16 protein-coding genes are annotated in these 17,242 nt (G+C 47.1%); 4 read left to right on the top strand and 12 right to left on the bottom strand.

Going from position 1 to position 17,242, the window contains the following annotated elements:
* Positions 1 to 161 precede the first annotated feature (161 nt).
* Positions 162 to 767, top strand: a complete 606-nt coding sequence (yyaC, locus tag ACETK5_RS27635; RefSeq protein ID WP_100541329.1) for a spore protease YyaC — start codon at positions 162 to 164, stop codon at positions 765 to 767.
* Here the strand turns inward: yyaC and ACETK5_RS27630 are convergent.
* The 12 genes from ACETK5_RS27630 to rpmH all read right to left on the bottom strand — a co-directional run bounded on the left by ACETK5_RS27630 (position 724) and on the right by rpmH (position 13,513).
* Positions 724 to 1,242 (bottom strand): DUF4446 family protein, encoded by a 519-nt coding sequence (locus ACETK5_RS27630; protein ID WP_394059138.1) that lies wholly within the window; start codon positions 1,240 to 1,242, stop codon positions 724 to 726. The genes yyaC and ACETK5_RS27630 overlap by 44 nt on opposite strands.
* Positions 1,243 to 1,280: 38 nt before the next feature.
* Positions 1,281 to 2,429, bottom strand: coding sequence for an aminotransferase class V-fold PLP-dependent enzyme (locus ACETK5_RS27625; protein ID WP_394059136.1), 1,149 nt, complete (start codon positions 2,427 to 2,429; stop codon positions 1,281 to 1,283).
* 231 nt (positions 2,430 to 2,660) lie between these two features.
* Entirely contained in the window at positions 2,661 to 3,500 is an 840-nt protein-coding gene (locus ACETK5_RS27620) for a ParB/RepB/Spo0J family partition protein (RefSeq protein WP_100541332.1), read from the bottom strand.
* Entirely contained in the window at positions 3,493 to 4,254 is a 762-nt protein-coding gene (locus ACETK5_RS27615; RefSeq protein WP_076326292.1) for a ParA family protein, read from the bottom strand. The genes ACETK5_RS27620 and ACETK5_RS27615 overlap by 8 nt, the downstream gene beginning before the upstream one ends.
* A 265-nt stretch (positions 4,255 to 4,519) precedes the next feature.
* A complete protein-coding gene (gene noc / locus ACETK5_RS27610; protein ID WP_076326293.1) occupies positions 4,520 to 5,338 on the bottom strand; it encodes a nucleoid occlusion protein in 819 nt (272 codons plus the stop codon).
* A gap of 1,421 nt (positions 5,339 to 6,759) precedes the next feature.
* Positions 6,760 to 7,482, bottom strand: coding sequence for a 16S rRNA (guanine(527)-N(7))-methyltransferase RsmG (gene rsmG / locus ACETK5_RS27605; RefSeq protein WP_100541333.1), 723 nt, complete (start codon positions 7,480 to 7,482; stop codon positions 6,760 to 6,762).
* Positions 7,483 to 7,485: 3 nt separating this feature from the next.
* A complete protein-coding gene (gene mnmG / locus ACETK5_RS27600; protein WP_127592779.1) occupies positions 7,486 to 9,372 on the bottom strand; it encodes a tRNA uridine-5-carboxymethylaminomethyl(34) synthesis enzyme MnmG in 1,887 nt (628 codons plus the stop codon).
* A 114-nt stretch (positions 9,373 to 9,486) separates the two neighbouring features.
* On the bottom strand, positions 9,487 to 10,863 hold the full coding sequence (gene mnmE / locus ACETK5_RS27595) for a tRNA uridine-5-carboxymethylaminomethyl(34) synthesis GTPase MnmE (RefSeq protein WP_326118475.1): 1,377 nt from the start codon (positions 10,861 to 10,863) through the stop codon (positions 9,487 to 9,489).
* Between the two features lie 187 nt (positions 10,864 to 11,050).
* Positions 11,051 to 11,839 carry an RNA-binding cell elongation regulator Jag/EloR gene (jag, locus tag ACETK5_RS27590; RefSeq protein WP_326118474.1) on the bottom strand — a complete coding sequence of 263 codons (789 nt, stop codon included), beginning with the start codon at positions 11,837 to 11,839 and terminating at the stop codon, positions 11,051 to 11,053.
* Positions 11,836 to 12,729, bottom strand: coding sequence for a YidC/Oxa1 family membrane protein insertase (locus ACETK5_RS27585; protein WP_127592782.1), 894 nt, complete (start codon positions 12,727 to 12,729; stop codon positions 11,836 to 11,838). Before ACETK5_RS27585 ends, jag begins: the two co-directional genes overlap by 4 nt.
* A gap of 75 nt (positions 12,730 to 12,804) precedes the next feature.
* Positions 12,805 to 13,155: a ribonuclease P protein component gene (gene rnpA, locus ACETK5_RS27580; RefSeq protein WP_100541374.1), complete on the bottom strand. Its 351-nt coding sequence runs from the start codon at positions 13,153 to 13,155 to the stop codon at positions 12,805 to 12,807.
* A 223-nt stretch (positions 13,156 to 13,378) separates the two neighbouring features.
* Positions 13,379 to 13,513 carry a 50S ribosomal protein L34 gene (gene rpmH, locus ACETK5_RS27575; protein WP_006207379.1) on the bottom strand — a complete coding sequence of 45 codons (135 nt, stop codon included), beginning with the start codon at positions 13,511 to 13,513 and terminating at the stop codon, positions 13,379 to 13,381.
* A 454-nt stretch (positions 13,514 to 13,967) separates the two neighbouring features.
* Between rpmH and gnd the strand changes: the two genes are divergently transcribed.
* The 3 genes from gnd (at position 13,968) to ACETK5_RS27560 (ending at position 17,204) form a co-directional block, all read left to right on the top strand.
* Complete coding sequence (gene gnd / locus ACETK5_RS27570) at positions 13,968 to 14,867, top strand: phosphogluconate dehydrogenase (NAD(+)-dependent, decarboxylating) (protein WP_100541338.1); 900 nt, start codon at positions 13,968 to 13,970, stop codon at positions 14,865 to 14,867.
* Positions 14,868 to 15,003: 136 nt separating this feature from the next.
* On the top strand, positions 15,004 to 15,681 hold the full coding sequence (locus tag ACETK5_RS27565; RefSeq protein ID WP_100541339.1) for a GntR family transcriptional regulator: 678 nt from the start codon (positions 15,004 to 15,006) through the stop codon (positions 15,679 to 15,681).
* Between the two features lie 161 nt (positions 15,682 to 15,842).
* Complete coding sequence (locus ACETK5_RS27560) at positions 15,843 to 17,204, top strand: GntP family permease (protein ID WP_100541340.1); 1,362 nt, start codon at positions 15,843 to 15,845, stop codon at positions 17,202 to 17,204.
* Positions 17,205 to 17,242 lie beyond the last annotated feature (38 nt).

Raw genomic sequence — 17,242 nt, 5'->3', positions numbered from 1 at the left:
TTATTCATATAACTCATGCAGCCTAGTCACATATGCTGTTCCAAAGAACATCCTTCTGTGTTGAGTTGAATATAAATCACATTTTTAGCAAATCCCAAAGTATAAAAACAGTCTTTCATCCATATACTGATACTACCAAATGCAGACGAAAGGAAGATTCTATGAACCGTCTATCTAAAATCACGTCTCGCCCGGAGGCTTCCAGCTTAAAAATACCACACACGGATCCTAATATCCATTCTGCTATTATACATCGCTTGCTCTTCCATCTTTCTGACGCTCGTATTCAGCACCGTCCGCTGGTTATTGTCTGCATCGGTACTGATCGGTCCACCGGTGATTGCTTGGGGCCACTGGTCGGCACTTCACTAGCCCGCTACAACAGTCCGCTGTTTCATCTCTACGGCACGCTGGACGAGCCTGTCCACGCCATGAATCTGAAGGATACGCTGACCGCCATATACGAGAAATTCGATAACCCTTTTGTGATCGGGATTGACGCCTGCCTGGGGCAATCATCAAGTGTAGGTTCTATTCAAATATCCGATGGTCCTCTAAAGCCTGGAGCCGGCGTACACAAAGAATTACCGCCGGTCGGCGATATCCACGTAACGGGTATCGTCAATGTCGGCGGCTTTATGGAATACTTCGTATTGCAGAACACTCGCTTAAGCTTGGTCATGCGGTTGTCTGATATCATTGCAACCTGCCTGTTTGCAGGTATCAAAGAGTGGAACCGTTCTTCCCTTCTTGCAGCGCAAGAGTGACGGCCTCTTTTTCTTCCGGAGACAATGGATATTTGGATTGCCCATCCTTCAATGGTTTGGCGTACACAAAGGAGCTCTCCCGGTTATGCAGACCGGTCAGCACGATCCCTTCCTCCTCTTCACTGAGAATAGCCAGGGAGAAGCTCATTTCATTTCCCCGCTCGCCAAACGCATTATATCGTACGATGCCAACCTTGGATTTCATCCCTTTCAAGCTGCCGCTGATCGTATCCAGCATTTTTTGATGACTGGCATGCCCTTCTTCAATTTCATCCATTTGGATTTTCATCTGGACCAGCAGAGATTCGAGATCCTCTACCCCGCTGCCTGCCATCATCGCATCGTATCTGCGTCTCATTTTACGCAATTTTGCCCCTTGAACAATTAAGGTTATCCATAAGATCAAGATGATCATGACCATTCCGACGACAAACCAATGAAGCTGCTCCATGATCAATTCATTTAATTCAGACATGCTTTCTTCCTTCCTCTTCTCCATCTTGATCTGTTTATTTAACTGTGAATTTCCTTGATCGCTTTTCGCATGAATTCGATTTCGTCACGGCTCGTAGAAATCCCCACGCTTGCTCTGATTGCACCCGTCTGTTCCGTGCCTGATGCCATATGGGCGAGCGGTGTGCAGTGATAACCGGCACGCACGGCAATCCCATATTCCCGGTCCAGTCGAAAAGCCAATTCAGACGCGCTGTATCGCTCCGACACAAAAGCAACAATGCCAGTCCTCGCCTGTCCAAAAGCAGGACCTAGTATACGAAAGCCTCCTACCTCTTGCAGACCCTCCATCATATACTGTGTTAACTCCCATTCATGCCGGTAAATATGCTGCGGTGTCCATTCAAGCACCTTCCTCACACCTGCTTGCAGTCCCGCATACCCAATCGTGTTAGGCGTCCCTGCCTCATATCGATCCGGACGTACCGTTGGCTGTTCAATAGCCTCCGATTGACTCCCTGTGCCTCCGTGCAGTAATGGTTCCAGATCAATATCAGGCGAGATATACAACCCGCCTGTTCCCTGCGGCCCCAGTAGCCCTTTATGCCCCGGAAAAGCCAACATGCCTATATGCATCTCCTCCACGTGAATATCCAGCATACCGGCACTCTGGGCAGCATCTACGAGCAGCACAGCCCCTTTTCTCTTCACCAGCTCTCCTATTTCAATAAGAGGAATAATCGAACCAAGAAGATTGGAACTTTGACTACATACAACAAGCCTAGTATTAGAACGAAAGGCGCCCTCCATTAGTTGCATATCAAGCTGACCTTCTTCATCGACAGGAATATAGTCTACTTGTATCCCTCGGGTGCGTTTCAAATACTCTAACGGTCTTCGCACTGAATTATGCTCAATCATGGTGGCAATGACATGATCGCCTTCACGCAAATACCCTTTGATTGCTAAGTTCAACGCTTCTGTTGTATTCGATGTCAATGCAATATCATTAGGGTTTTTTACCCCAAACAAATCTGCGAGCGTCTTCCGTGTTCCATAGAGTACACGAGAAGCCTTCACCGCCATCCGATGACTCCCACGCCCCGGATTTGCAGCAGCCTCCTCCATCGCCTTTCTCATTGCCTCAAATACTTCAGGCGGCTTTGGCCACGAAGTGGCTGCATGATCCAGATAAACGATCGGGTCCATGATGTTTCCCCTTCATTTTTGCCGTATTGGTGTCTCTTAACAGAATATGTCCGAACATCTTTAAATTCCATCATCAAGGCTATGGGTTTACGCTTACGTTCACGTTTAGTTAAATAAAGACATATCTCATTCCCTCACAGGAACGTCGACATGTCTTTGGTTTTTAATCGCACACATTTGCTTTCAATCCATCACGCATAAAACCATCTTCTTTAACAAACCCAGAACCTTTTATTGAAGAAGTTCCAACAACCGCTCCAGGTCTTGTCTACTATAGTAATTAAGCTCAATCTTCCCTTTATCTTTATTGTGCTTAATTTTGACAGTTGTTTTAAACCGTTCTCTCAGATCCTCTTCCAGATGATCGATATAAGGATCTCTATTCTTAGCCTTAGGCTTCGCTTTGTCAGCTGGTTTACGATCCAGGTTCTTAACAGCTTCCTCTAGTTCACGAACACTCCACTCTTGCTCCACACACTGTTTTGCCAACTGTTTAACTAGAATCGGATCCTTGATTCCAACAATCGCTCGGGCATGTCCCATGGATAATGTTCCACGTGAAACATTGTCCTTCACTTCTTCTGGTAGAGAAAGCAACCGCAAAAAGTTAGCGATGTGGGAACGAGACTTACCCACCTTCAAGGACAGCTCTTCTTGGGTTAAGGAAAATTGTTCCATCAAGCCTTGGTAAGCTACAGCAATCTCCATGGCATTCAGATTCTCCCGCTGCAGGTTCTCAATCAAGGCAATTTCCATCACTTGTTGATCGCTAAAAGATCGAACCACCGCCGGAATGGTAGCTTTGCCGCAATATTGAGATGCCCGGAATCTGCGCTCCCCAGCAATAATCTCATACCCTTTCAGCACACTGCGGACGATAATCGGTTGTATAACTCCATGTTGACGGATCGACTCTGCCAATTCCTGGATTGCCTCATCGTTAAATGTCTTGCGCGGCTGATACGGATTCGCTCGCAATTGACTAAGCGGAATTTCCACTACCTTGTCATCATCATGAATAGACAAAGATGGAATAAGCGCATCCAGCCCTTTTCCCAATCGTTTACTCATACGAGATCACTTCCTTTGCCAGCTCCAAGTATACTTCCGCTCCCTTAGATCGAGGATCATAAGTAATGATCGACTGTCCATGAGATGGTGCCTCACTCAAACGAATATTTCTAGGAATAATCGTTCTGTACACTTTTTCCTGAAAATACTTTTTCACTTCTTCAATCACCTGAATGCCCAGGTTCGTGCGCGCATCCAGCATCGTCAACAATACGCCTTCAATCTTGAGAGATGTATTCAGATGTTTCTGAACAAGGCGAACCGTATTCAGCAGCTGACTCAGACCCTCCAGTGCGTAATATTCGCATTGGATCGGGATGATCACGGAATCGGCCGCGGTCAATGAATTGATCGTTAAAATGCCAAGCGATGGAGGACAATCAATCAAAATATAATCATACTGAGGCTTGATTAATTGGAGTGATTTCTTCAATCGTACTTCACGGGAAATCGTAGGGACAAGCTCAATCTCAGCACCAGCCAATTGAATGGTTGCCGGAATGATGTCCAATCCTTCTATGTTAGTCCCACAGATGGCGTCCTTCGGGTGTACTTCATTGATGATAATATCATATATGCAATTTGCAACATCGGCTTTATTAATGCCAACCCCACTCGTTGTGTTTCCTTGGGGGTCTATATCCACCAAAAGCACCCGTTTGCCTAGCGAAGCCAATCCAGCTCCCAGATTGACGGAAGTCGTCGTTTTGCCGACACCGCCCTTTTGATTTGCTATGGCAATTATCTTTGACACTCATTTCACCTCAATGTAGGAAGACTCTTCTAAGTAGTCGCAATAGATGATATACAGCGATAGGCTGTATATGTATTAAGTGAACGATCCCGGAACTTCGGAACACCCAGGATAAGCGGCGATGAAAATGAGTAATAATACATTACATGTTTCTCATCTGTAACATCAAACCAAACCTCTTCGTTATATGAAATAGCCTGCTGCAGAGCATTATTTCTTGATCAACAGAAAAAGCGGTACGATGCATACCGCTTCACACCATATCCTAACGTTTAGGTATTTTTATAACGATTTCATAGTGATCTTCATGATCATTCTCTGTTGTTTTGATAGCCATCCCGGAACCGGAGACCATATCGATCGATTGGCGAATCGTGTTCAGAGCCAGGCGAACATCCTTACTATACGATATGCGCTTGGACTTCTTCATCGTTGTTACTTCTTTATAAAAGGCGATTCGTGCTTCCGTCTGCTTCACATTCAGTTCCTTGGTAATGATCTCATCCAGCACCTTGAGCTGGGTCTCTTCATTATCCAATGAAAGCAGCGCACGAGCATGGCGTTCCGTCACTTTACGTTCCATCAATGCCACTTTAACTGCTTCCGGCAGCTGCAGCAAGCGAATCTTGTTTGCAATCGTGGACTGGCTTTTTCCTAACCGCTGTGCCAAGCTCTCTTGTGTCAGTTGATGAAGATCAATCAGCTTCTGATAAGCAACAGCCTCTTCAATGGATGTCAGTCCTTCACGCTGCAAATTTTCGATTAATGCAATCGATGCCGCCTGTGAATCGTTGAACTCCCGAACAATGGCCGGAATCGTGTCCAGACCCAGCTTCTTAACCGCACGCCAGCGGCGTTCCCCTGCAATGATCTCATACATGCCATTACGGACACGAACAACGATAGGTTGAATGACTCCATGCGTTTTAATCGTCTGGAGCAGTTCATCAATCTTCTCATCATCAAAAATCGTCCGTGGCTGGTATGGGCTGCTGACAATCTCGTTTACCGGGATTTGTTTCACTTCATCCCCTTGGTTCCGCTCTGCCGCTAAGCCAAACAATCTCGAAAATTGTTCCTTCATTCCGTATATTACCACCTAATTTCATGATAGCACGGATAAGCCTCCGAAGATCCCGGAATCGGTTAAACGATTGGACAACCAACATATGGAGTCATACACGGATGCTTCCACCATCCATTGGCGCTAGAATCCATTGTGGTGCCAGGCATTTCCCTGCAAAAACAGATTTCATGCTGATCAGAGAAAAGACGCCTGTGGTGATCATAGCCGTATTACTCTGAATCAAACCGCTGCATGAAGCGGTTGCTTCTTGAGAGATATAACAGGAGGTTTATCATGATGCTTACTATCAATCGATATCTCACAAGTGGTATATATGTCTTCTACTTCGTATAAGGCCATGATTCCCTTCGGATCGCACGGCACTTTCCAAAAAACAGCAGCCACAACGATCAATGTTGTTGACTGCACGAAGCAAGGATGGAAAAGTGACCAAACCAGGATTTATACTCTTTCATCCTATTAAAGAACGGGCAAACCGGCCCTTCTGTCCAAATGGATACTACGATTCTATTCTACCACTTTTTGTCCTATAACTCTATTCTCCAATATCACCTTTTTTCCTTCATTTCTCGCTTGCTTTATACATGATTTGTACACAGTTCCAAAGTTTTTGCGTCGATATCATGTTATGAAGCCACATCACCCATCCTGCAGCCTATCTCGCGATCCTAACATTTAGAATAATTGTGGGATTTGCCAATAAATTAAATCTTTCCAACAACCAATATAATCCAAGCGTTCGACACAATCTGAATCTCCAAACACAATAGATGTATCCAAACTATGAACATTGTGCGTCAATGCTCCCTGTGTTCATATTGAATGTCCAGCGCATGATTACGATAGCTCCAGACTTTTTCTCCTTGGGGGAATCTTTCATTATGGAAGTTAGATGGCGTAGTTGATATCAAAATAATCTGGCAAGCCAATATGCTTCCAAAGAGGTGTTTGCTTATATCAGACAGCATGCTTCAAATGTTTCACGTGAAACATTTGAAGTTTATATAGATACATCCACATAGTTGATTCCCTTCTTATTCAAAAATCACATCCCCCTCCCTTTTAGAGATCAGTCTTGGTTCTGTTTAATAAAATCCGCTTAAAAGGTGTGCGCGCGATCTAGTCGTAAAAACACTTCTACTGGGTATCCTCCCACTCGTAAATCCCAGTTAAATCTATTTTCTTCTTCCACCCCACACCCCCAATTTAAAGAATTAGATAAACGTGCGAATGGACTTAACCAATGAAATTTAAAAAACGATTTCTATTTCAATATATTTCATATGTAAAAAGAAAAGGGTTGTTAAAGATTACCTTCCCGCTCAAGATAAATCTACGCAGCCAATAAAAAAAGAGAAGGACTTCATAGAGTCCCTCTCTTTGAATCGTTTGCATATCTTCCCCGATGCGCAAGAACCTTACACAATCGGCGTTTTGCTGGCCGTACCTGCCTTGCGGGGATACTTGGAAGGCGTGGCTCCCTTTTTATCGATCACCACGATATGCCGGCCAGATTCCTCTACGGGTAGGGAGAACGAATGAACCTTGTTCAAGGCCCCTCTCAGCTCTTTCAAGCTGCGGGCTGCCTCCTTCACCTCTTCCGTAGGATCACTGCCCTTCATCGCGGCGAATCGACCCCCAACCTTGGTGAAAGGTAGGCAGAACTCGTTCAACACAGCCATGCGAGCTACCGCTCTTGCAGTGACCAAGTCGAACCCGTCACGGTATCCTTGCTTACGAGCTACCTCTTCCGCACGCCCGTGAATCAGTTCAACCCCAGTTAGGCCAATCGTATCCACGACATGCTTCAGAAAGTTAATCCGTTTGTTGAGCGAATCTACAATCGTCAACTTCACATGCGGGAAACATATTTTCAGAGGGATACCAGGGAAGCCTGCGCCTGATCCGATATCCGCCAGATTGCCAATTTGGGTCATATCCACGTAAAAGGCGAGCGTAATCGAGTCGTAAAAATGCTTCGTATAGACTTGCTCCCGTTCCGTAATCCCAGTTAAATTCATTTTCTCGTTCCACTCTACCAGTATTTCGTAATACATCTCGAACTGCTGGAGCTGTTTCTCATCAATCGTAATCCCGTGCTCCCCGAGCCGGTCAACAAAAGCCTTCTGAATGTCGTCCATTCCTTATCCTTTCGCTGCGGTTACCCGGTTATAATGCTCCAGGTAAACGAGAAGTATCGAAATATCCGCTGGCGTTACACCTGCAATGCGGGATGCTTGACCGATAGAGATCGGGCGGATCTTGTTCAGCTTCTGACGGGCTTCCATGGCCAGTCCGTTGATCTCGTCATAAACGATATCCTCCGGAATGCGTTTCTTCTCCATCTTCTGCAGCTTTTCCACATGTCCCAGCTGTTTCTCAATATAACCCGCATATTTGATTTGAATTTCGACCTGCTCCTTCATTTCCTCATCCAGCTCGTAAGGAGACGGGGAGAGCGACTCAATCATGGCAAACGTAATTTCAGGACGACGCAGAATCGTCAGCATATTGCTTCCGTCCACAATCGGTGCAGAACCGGCGGCTTCCAGCATAGCATTCACTTCAACCGGCTTCACCTTCGTTTGACGAAGACGTTCGATCTCCTGCTCAACGAGCTGCTTCTTCTGTACGAATTTGGCATAACGTTCTTCCGAGATCAGTCCGATGTCATGACCGATTTCAGTAAGACGCAGATCGGCATTATCATGACGAAGCAGCAGACGGTATTCTGCACGGGAGGTGAGCAAACGATAAGGCTCATTCGTCCCTTTGGTCACCAGGTCATCGATCAGTACTCCAATATAACCCTGGGAGCGATCCAGAATAACCGGCTCTTTACCCTGCACTTTCCGTGCCGCATTGATTCCCGCCATAATGCCTTGACCCGCTGCCTCTTCATATCCCGAGGTTCCATTGATTTGTCCGGCCGTGAACAGACCCGGTAGCTTTTTCGTTTCCAGAGACGGCCATAGCTGCGTTGGCACCATGGCGTCATACTCGATAGCATATCCGTTACGCATCATTTCTACCTTCTCCATTCCCGGAATGGAACGAAGCACCGCAAGCTGAACATCCTCAGGCATGCTGGTGGATAGCCCTTGTACGTAGTATTCTTTTGTATTTTTACCTTCAGGCTCCAGGAAAATCTGATGTTTCGGCTTGTCGGCAAAACGAACGATCTTGTCCTCGATGGACGGGCAATAACGTGGACCCGTACCTTCTATAACGCCAGAGAACATCGGTGCACGATGAAGGTTGTCATTGATGATCTGATGCGTATCCACCGACGTATACGTCAACCAGCAAGGAAGCTGCTCATTGTCGGAGGATTTCGTTTCGTAAGAGAAGAACTTAGGCTTCTCATCCCCAGGCTGGATTTCGGTCTTGGAGAAATCAATCGTATCCTTATGCACCCGTGGTGGTGTACCTGTCTTGAAGCGAACAAGGTCGAATCCAAGCTCGCGCAGGTTATGCGCAAGTTTTACCGAAGGCTGTTGATTGTTCGGACCGCTCTCATACATCAATTCACCCATAATAACTTTACCACGCAAATACGTACCGGTTGTCAGCACAACGGCTTTCGCACGATATTCCGTGCCCGTCTGCGTCACGATCCCCACGCACACGCCATCTTCTACGATGAGCTGATCCACCATACCCTGACGAAGGGTAAGCTTCTCTTCCTTCTCCATCGTCTCTTTCATGGTATGCTGATAAGAAAACTTATCCGCTTGAGCACGCAGCGCGTGAACAGCCGGACCTTTACCTGTATTCAACATTCGCATTTGAATGAAGGTTTTATCGATATTACGTCCCATTTCTCCGCCCAGTGCGTCAATTTCACGAACGACATGGCCTTTTGCAGGCCCTCCAATGGACGGGTTACAAGGCATAAAAGCAACCATATCCAAGTTGATGGTAACCATCAACGTTTCAGCACCCATTCGTGCAGATGCAAGTGCAGCTTCACAGCCGGCATGTCCTGCACCGACTACAATCACGTCATAAGTGCCACCCATATAGCTCATAGCTCACCCTCCTGTTCTTATTGTGTTAAGTTATATACGTAATCAAAGGGCATCCACCTCGGATATCCCTGATATTGCTGAGCTGTTCCTACTATATATAGTAATCGTTGGAGCTTATTTACCCAAGCAAAACTGTGAAAAAATCTGATCAATGAGCGAATCGCCAACCGCTTCGCCCAATATCTCACTTAACTGCTCCCAGGCCATTCTCACATCAATTTGGATCATATCGATCGGAATGAGCTGTTCAGCCGCATCGTAAGCATCCTGCAGCGACTGCTTGGATTTCTTCAGCAAAGCGATATGTCGCACATTGCTCACATAGGTCAGATCTCCGCCTTCAATCCGGCCGCTGAAGAACAAGTTGGATATGGCCTCTTCCAACCGGTCAATCCCCTCTTGTGCCTTCACCGACATCGGAACAATCAGTTCATCGGGGTAGTACCGATGCAGAATGTCCAGATCGAGATTAGACGGTAAGTCCATTTTATTCATAATGACAATACATTGTCTACCGCGTATTTGTTCCATCAATTCCAATTCGTCCTGATGCAGCGGTTCGTTGGCATTCAGCACGAGCAGAATGAGATCCGCTTCGTTGACCGCATGCTTGGATCGTTCAACACCGATCTGCTCGACCACATCCATCGTTTCCCGGATGCCCGCGGTATCGAGCAGCTTCAACGGAATGTTGTTAATGGTGACAAATTCCTCAATCACATCGCGAGTCGTTCCCGGTATATCCGTGACAATCGCCCGATTATCCTGGGCCAGCGTGTTCAGAAGCGAAGATTTGCCCACATTGGGGCGACCGATAATCGCTGTCGTAATCCCTTCACGCAGGATCTTCCCTTCTTGCGCGGTCTTTAGCAGCTTATCAATTTCCCCCATAACAAGCTGGCTTTTCTCTTTAATGAATTCCGAAGTAAGCGACTCCACGTCATGCTCAGGATAATCGATATTCACTTCGATATGGGCCAGCGTTTCGACCAAGGTATGCCGCAGCTCGTTGATCTTACGGGATAACGTTCCTTCAACCTGCTTGAGGGCAACGGAAAAGGCGCGATCGGATTTCGAACGAATCAGGTCCATAACGGCTTCCGCCTGGGACAGATCAATCCGGCCATTTAAGAAAGCCCGCTTCGTAAATTCACCGGGTTCCGCCAAACGGATGTTTAATTGAAGCAGCAGATCCATGACCCGCTTGACGGAGATGACGCCACCATGAGCGCTGATCTCGACAACATCCTCGGTCGTGAACGAACGAGGGGCACGCATCACGGTCACGAGCACCTCTTCGAGGTTTTCCCCCGTTTTCCGATCCACAATATGACCGTAATGAACGGTATGGGACTCCACTTGCGTTAACTTGTTTTTGCTTTTGAATATACGCTCCACTTCCTGAACGGAGTCCGGCCCGCTGACGCGAATAATCGCGATGCCGCCTTCACCGACTGCCGTAGAAATGGCTGCAATCGTATCGCTAAACATCGTTTCCTTCACCTCTTTCTTTTTAAAAAACCTCGGGATTACACCCATACGGTGTACTACCCGCTGCTTGATCTATTTTCTTAAGAAAAACCTCCTGCGAAAGTCTTTCCGTATAGGTCTCTTTAAAAAACAATGACTCCCTCTTGAAACTTAAGGAGTCATTGTTTATATATACTCTTCAACTCATTTAGGACGACTTGGGTGTAATGACAACCCGCCGGTTCGGCTCTTCGCCTTTGCTGTACGTCTTCACGGCTCCATGCGACTGGAGTTTGGCGTGAATTACCTTCCGCTCAGCAGCAGGCATAGGCTCAAGCACAATCTCTTTACGGGTCTTCAGAACCCGTCCCGCTAACCGATCCGCCAGATCTTCCAGCGTCTTCTTGCGACGGTCACGGAAGTTCTCGGCATCCAGTACGATGCGAAGATAGCTGTCGGAGTAACGGTTAGCTACGATATTCGCCAGATACTGAAGGGCATCCAAGGTCTGACCTCTGCGCCCGATCATTAGTCCAAGTCCGGCGCCGGAAATTTGAAGCGTGGTAAAGTCTTTCCCCTTCTCAACCTCAACCGAAATATCTAGCCCCATGGCTTGTCCGGTTTCAATCAGAAAGGTGATGGCTTCCTGGTAAGGATCCTTGCCTTCAAACGAAGCTGTGCCAATGTTCTCTATCTCCGTCCTGACAGCAGCAGGTTCCTGCGTCATTACCGAGGTATTCGAGACCTGAACCACTTTGGCCGGAACAGCTTGCGCGTTCGTAGGAGGTTCTTCCTTCACAGATGAATCGCCGCCGGCACCGTCAGGCAGGAGCGTTAGTTCGACTTTCGCTTCCTTGACCCCGAACAGGCCCAGGAATCCTCTTGATGGCTGACTCAATACTTGAACCGATACACGGTCTTGACTTACACCCCATCGGGCCAGCCCTTGTGCGACAGCATCTTCAATGGTTTTTCCTGTTGCGACGATTTTACTCATCTCGACTTCTTGGCTCCCTTCGAACCTTTTTTCCCGCCTTTGCTGCCACTCTTTTTCCCGCCCTTGTTACCGCTCTTATTGCTCTTCTGACCGTCGGTTGCGCTGGCAACGCTTGCCACGACAGCAGCCTTGTCATTGTTGCGGTACAAGAAGTAGTTCTGCACGATCGTGTAGAGGTTACTGTAGAACCAGTACAACGGAAGTGCTGAAGGGAACTGGAAGGACATTACAAAGATCAGAATCGGATAAACGAACAGCATGAACTGCATCATCCCCATTTGCGGAGACGGGTTCATCTTCATCATCATTTTTGTTTGGAAATAAGTGGTTGCAGCAGCAAGCACCGGCAAAATAAACAGCTTGTCCGGTTGGCCTAATTGCAGCCACAGGAATTCGTGATCACGAAGGAGATTGTTATAGTAAATCGAATGATAGAGTGCGATAAATATCGGCATTTGTACGATCAGCGGCAAACATCCCGCCATCGGATTAACCTTATTCTCCTGGAAGAGCTTCATCGTTTCCATTTGAACTTTTTCAGGTTGATCTTTATATTTCTCGCGAATTTTCTGAATTTCAGGCTGAATGGCCTGCATTGCCTTCGAGCTTCTGACCTGTTTCAGAGTCAGCGGTAAAATCAAGGTACGGACGATAAGCACCATCACGAGTACGGACAATCCGTATTCACCGTTAAACCATGTAGCAAACGTATCAAGTGCCCATGTAAAGTAATAAACAACGTTGCTCTGCCAAAAGCCTCCATTTTTCAAATCTTCAATGGTACGCGTTTGGTCAGCTCCACCAGGCGCACAACCTGATATAACGGCCACTGCAAGTATTACAGCGGTGAGGAGGAACCATTTTCCTCGTCTTGTCTTCATGAACGACACTTCAAAACCCCTCTCTTCGCCATTCCATTCCACGGTAAATCATAACATATTTATATGGACAAATAAACACATGGTTCAGCCCCTCTTCGCTTTCAAAAGGGACGATTTCCTCAATACATGAAGCACGCTTTTCTCCAGCTCCTGATAAGACTTATCGAGCGCTCCCTTTCGAACGATGAAGATCAGATCAACATGCTCGATAATCTGATGCTGATGGAGCCTGACAATCTCTTTAACCAGCCGTCTCATCCGGTTGCGGACAACCGCATTGCCGATCTTTTTGCTGCATGAAACGCCAACGCGAAACTGCTCTACCTCTTTTTTGCGTGACCAATATACAACAAATTGATGATTGGCGAAGGACTTTCCGTGTCGATATACCCGGCTGAAATCAGCGCGGTTCCGTAAACGAAGTTTTCTATGCACAAGTTCTCCCGCCCTGCCGTTAATCAAGTTCATTACATCCTGCGCTGCATTGGCATATCTTCTATTATAATAGTATAGGCATGCCAAAACCGCGCTAAACACCTCAATTGCAATACGTTACCACTCAATGTAGCTTATATTCTGCCGGTTTCAAAGGAAACTCCTCACACTGCAGGAGATATTACGAAAAAAAGACCACCTCGGTGGTCTTCGTGGCACAATATTACGCGCTCAGTACTTTTCTGCCTTTTTGACGGCGGTTAGCCAATACTTTGCGTCCGTTCTTCGTGCTCATTCTTTTACGGAAGCCATGTACCTTTTTACGTTTGCTTACATTCGGTTTGAACGTCGGTCTCATGAATTAATGCACCCCCTTACAGGAATCTGTCTTACCCATATTTTAAGATCATAACGTCAATCGACGCACTTTCACGGAAGAATAGACCGCGATTTGTTGAACCGACGTCTATGGACGTATCTCTTGTAAACAGACCGCTAAATGGTAGCGGATAATGTTCTCATCTTCACAGAAAATGCCTTTATATATTTAATCACGTTCAGGCCCAAAAGTCAAACCTATCTTGACTTCAGCAAGCACTTAAGTTTTCCACAAGTAGTCATTATTGCTAGTTTTGAATTATCCACATGGGGATAACCTATTTAAATAGGTTGTGGATGTCATTTTTCGATCAATATAATCTCTTTCATCCCTCAAATGCCCCTTATTTACACAAGAGCTATAAAGGAGTAGTATAAATAATTGAATTTAAGTTGTATACAAGTATACACCCAAGAAGGAGCTGCATTGTTTTATGAAAATAGGCATGATCGGTCTGGGGAAAATGGGCCTCAATCTGGTTCAGAATCTGATTCATCATCAGCATCAGGTCGTAGCTTACGACTTAAATACGGAATTGGTCGATCAAGCTGCCCAGTGCGGTGCCGAAGCGGCAGCATCAACTGAATGGCTCGTTGCCAAACTGGAAAAACCCCGCATCGTATGGATGATGGTGCCAGCCGGAAATATCGTGGATTCCGTCATCGATTCCCTCACCCCACTCCTGGAGTCCGGTGACATTCTAATTGACGGCGGCAACTCGCATTATAAAGATTCCAAAGCCCGTGCAGCGCGGCTGGCGGATCAAGGCATTCATTATTTTGATGCCGGCACTTCCGGCGGTATGGAAGGCGCTCATCATGGTGGCTGCTTTATGATTGGGGGCAACCGCGACGTATTCAACAGCATTGAGCCCCTATTTAAGGATATGGCTGTCGAGAACGGTTACTTATATGCCGGTGAGAGCGGCAGCGGCCATTTTCTGAAGATGGTCCATAACGGAATCGAATACGGCATGATGCAATCCATTGCGGAAGGCTTTGAAGTATTGGAAAAAAGCGCTTTCGATTTCAACTATGAGGATGTCGCGCGGGTATGGTCCAATGGATCCGTCATTCGCAGTTGGCTCATGGAGCTGACGCAAAACGCATTTTCCAAGGATCCGAAGCTGGATGGCATCAAAGGCGTAATGAAATCGTCCGGCGAAGGTAAGTGGACCGTTGAAACGGCACTTGAGGTTCAAGCCAGCGCACCCGTCATCGCCATGTCGCTGTTCATGCGCTATCGCTCCCTTGACCAAGATACGTTCCACGGCAAAGTCGTTGCAGCCCTGCGTAATGAATTCGGCGGTCATGCGGTTGAGAAATCGGAATAATATTCATTTTCTTCTATTACCTGCTGTTTCTTAAGGGCATCGATGTCATGGCCTCAACATGGTCCCTTATCCTTTCGATGTGGTATCATTACCACTAGAGAAAATTAGAATCAGTAACGGATTGGAGAATTAGGCTATGAAATTTCCCTCAACGTGGCTTCAGGGAGCCTCTCTCGGAGAGGCCATCGCCAGTGAACTGAGATTGCAGATTATTAGCGGTACCATCAAGCGCGGAGAAATCCTGTCCGAGAACCGGATTGCAGGTGAATTCGGCACCAGCCGATCTCCTGTGCGGGAAGCAATGAAAACGCTGTCCAGCGAAGGATTGATCCAATTGGAGCGCATGGGCGCCGTTGTCATGGGCTTATCGCTTAAGGAAGTAGAGGAATTATACGATGTCCGTTTTCTTATCGAGAGCTTTGTTCAAGGCCAGGTGTTTGCGAATCCCCAGCCGGAATTAATCCAACATTTAAAACAAATCGTTGATCGGATGGAACTTGCCGCCAAACATCAGGACCCGGTTGAATTCTCCTACCAGGATTTGGCTTTTCATGAACGGATCATTACGGAAGCGAATCATAAAAGGATTCTTCATCTATGGAAGAGCATTCGCCCTATCGTGATCACGGTCATGTTAATTACGACCCGTCAGGTGTTTGGTGGCGGAGGCACCAAGATTCGGTATGTCATGGACAAGCATCTTCAGCTTATTGCAGAGATGGAATCCCTGGATCCTGCACGGATTCAAACGGCGGTTCAGCATTACTTCGATGATTCCCGTCAGACGCTTCATCTTAGTTTTCCGGAGGGTTAGCTTAATCCTCCCTTCCTCCGCCCCGACATTGAATGTGCACGCTCTAACTTGTCGACAAGTATACAATAGAATTCGCTTTTGTTTTGGGTATACTACCGCAGAAAAGCCCGATATTAACCATTTCCCAATTCAAATGGGTAATCTATAGGAGGAAGCAAGATATGAATTCACTATTCGGTCTCAGTCATAATGCTACCTTAATGATCTGGACACTGCTGACGATCGTCTTCCTGATCGTGCTGATTTCCAAATATAAATGGAATCCTTTCGTGACCCTACTGATCTCCGCACTAATCCTTGGTCTATTGACGGGCATGCAGCCTGCGGATGTTATTACTTCAATAACCGGCGGGCTGGGGGGAACGCTTGGAACGATTGCCATCGTAATCGCCCTTGGTACCATGCTCGGAAAAATGATGGCCGAATCCGGAGGCGCCGAGCAAATCGCGACCACACTCGTTGACCGCTTCGGCGAAAAGCGGGTCCATTGGTCCATGATGATTGTCGGTTTTATCGTCGGTATTCCCGTATTTTTCGAGGTGGGCGTCATCCTTTTGATTCCTATTGTCTTCACGGTTGCACGCAAAACGAAAATGTCTCTGCTGCACATCGGCATTCCGATTTTGGCCGGACTGTCCACCGTTCACGGTTTGGTGCCTCCGCATCCCGCTCCGATGATTGCTATTAAAGCATATGATGCGGACCTTGGCATGACAATACTTTACTCGTTCCTGGTTGGGATTCCCGCAGCGATACTGGCTGGCCCGGTGTTCGGTAAATTCATCGGCAAACGAATCCGAACCGAGCCGCCCGAGGAGCTTGCCGAGCAGTTTTCAAGCCAAGCCGATCGCCGATTGCCCGGCTTCGGCATCACGTTGTTTACCATCTTGCTGCCGGTCATTCTGATGCTCATCGGTTCCGCAGCTGATATTATCGATCCGGAATCCACAAGCATGATATCCGTGTTCTGCAAATTTATCGGTCATGAAATCATTGCATTGCTCATAGCTGCAGTCTTCTCCTTCTACTCGCTGGGATTCGCACGCGGCTTTAATAAACATGATCTATCCCGCTTCACCAGCGAATGCCTTGCTCCGATTGCTACGATCATTCTGATCATCGGTGCGGGCGGTGCATTCAAACAGGTTCTGATCAACAGCGGCGTCGGCAATGCCATTGCCGAAATTGCAACCGGTGCAAATATCAATGTCATCCTGTTCGCGTGGCTTGTGGCTGCACTCATTCGGGTTGCAACCGGTTCCGCTACCGTAGCCATGACGACCGCCGCAGGGATTGTCGCTCCTGTGCTTGCCATGACGCCTGGCGCCAACGTAGAGCTTGTCGTACTCGCTACCGGGGCAGGCTCCATCGTACTGTCACATGTAAACGATGCCGGCTTCTGGATGGTAAAAGAATTCTTTAACATGACGGTAGCTCAGACGCTGAAATCCTGGACCGTGATGGAGACGATCCTATCCCTGACCGGACTGGTGTTGGCTCTGGTTCTCAATGTAATTGTATAATGAAGCAATAAGACACATGGGGGCTCCTTGGAATGCTG

This window comes from Paenibacillus ilasis (assembly GCF_043195395.1).
GTDB lineage: Bacteria > Bacillota > Bacilli > Paenibacillales > Paenibacillaceae > Paenibacillus_AQ > Paenibacillus_AQ lautus.
Note: the sequence above shows the minus strand (reverse complement) of the source record. Positions and strands in the feature narration are given on the sequence as shown.